Raw genomic sequence first — 1816 nt, forward strand, 5'->3', positions numbered from 1 at the left:
AACGGCCTAAAACAACTTGACAAAACACAGGCGGTCATCGTGCCGGATAATGCTTCTACGGCGACCTACCGGCCGAGGAAGCATTCAGGCTACCGGATGGTCACTGACCGCTACGCAGCGTTTGCCGACTACTACGGGGTCACGATTGTGCCGACAAGGCCTGGCAGGCCCCGCGACAAAGCGGCAGTAGAACGTGCTGTGAAAATCGCCTACACCAAAATACTCGGGTATTTCAGCGACGAGGTCTTCTACAATCTCGATGAACTCAATGAGGCAATCGCTGACCGGCTTGCCGATATCAACAGCGCAATGACACGGGCTGATGGCACAACACGGCGCATGCGCTTTGAGCAAGAAGAAGCACCAGTGATGCGCGATCTGCCGCCGACACCGTTTACGGAAGTGTCATACAAGCGGTGCAAAGTCGACCGTAATTGGCACATCACCTGTGACTACCAGTACTATTCTGTGCCATTTCAGCTGGTAGGAGAGGCAGTGACGGTCAGGCTCACCCCGCAACTGGTGAGCATCTTCAACGGTGATCAACTAGTTGCTGAACACACACGCCTTCACGGATTCAAATACCGGTACTCCACTGATCCCAACCATGGGCCAAGCGGCGACGATGAAGGCCACAAGGCGCTCACCCGCGACGAACTCTTGGCTTGGGCCTCGTCGTTCGGTTCTGCAACGCACACAGTCATAGCGATGATCCTCGATCGTAATAGTGCCGCCGTCCCCCGCGGACTTCTTCAAGCTCGCAACGTGCTGGCCAACCTGGGCAAAAAGCACAGCAAAGCCACCCTCGAGCCGGCGTGCCAGCAGGTCTTAGAAAAGAAGCTGGCTCCAACTATGGCTGTGATCAAGCGCATCCAGACTGACATTGCGCACGCTCAGCAGCACCCTGCTGCACCAGGGCGAAAGACACAGCCCGCGACGAAGAACCAACAACGCCCAAGCGCCCCGCTTACCAGCGACGCAGCTGACGCCGTCTTCATCCGGCCTGCTGACCACTACGAAAACTAGAAGGAGTGTTAACCATGAGCAACATCGATGACGAAACAGTACGGGCAAAAATGCGGAAGCTTCGCGTATCGACCTTCGCTGATGTCTTCTACGAGATTGTCAACGACGAGGCCTACGCGGATGCGCTACCAGAGGACATCTTCCTCGCCGCAGTCGAAGAGGCCTACACACAACGGCAACAACGCAACATCGCCAGGCCATCACCCAGGCACAGTTCCGATACCCCGATGCGAGCCTTGCTGAAGTTACCCGGGCAGAGCAGCGCGGTATCAACATGCGCCAACTGAAACGAATCGCGGCAACGAACTGGCGGGAAAACCCGACCAACATTCACATCCTCGCACCAACCGGAACAGGGAAAACATACATAGTCTGCGCCATCGGTATTGCTGCGTGTCAGGCCGGATACTCCGTGGCCTACTACCGGCTGGACCAACTCGTAGACATGTTGGCGGTCTTCTCACCGACTGACCAAAACTACCTCGATAAGATGCGGAAACTGATCAATGTCGATGTCCTTATCATCGACGATTTTATGACCATGAGCATCAACCAGCGCGGGCAAGAAGACCTGAGCAAGATCATATTCGACCGCGACGGTCGGCTCCCAACACTGATCTCCTCCCAATCGGCCGCCGCCTATTGGGTCGAAGCCCTCCCCGACAGAGTCGGAGCCGATTCACTCGTTAGCCGCCTCAACAACGGCCACCGAATCCGCATCGGAGACTTCGACATGCGCAAGGCCACCGCCCCAATAGATCCGGACGAATAAAGCAAACAGCCGGGCCGA

Annotated in this window: 1 protein-coding gene and 1 pseudogene; both read left to right on the plus strand. The window is 56.4% G+C overall.

From position 1 onward, the window contains the following. Positions 1-1026: transposase family protein (locus HMPREF3171_RS04990; protein WP_141743358.1), on the plus strand; the 1026-nt coding region annotated here is incomplete at its 5' end. A gap of 14 nt (positions 1027-1040) precedes the next feature. Then, a pseudogene (locus HMPREF3171_RS04995) lies at positions 1041-1798 on the plus strand (ATP-binding protein). Positions 1799-1816 lie beyond the last annotated feature (18 nt).

The organism is Corynebacterium sp. HMSC08F01, from assembly GCF_001807545.1.
Classification (GTDB): domain Bacteria; phylum Actinomycetota; class Actinomycetes; order Mycobacteriales; family Mycobacteriaceae; genus Corynebacterium; species Corynebacterium coyleae.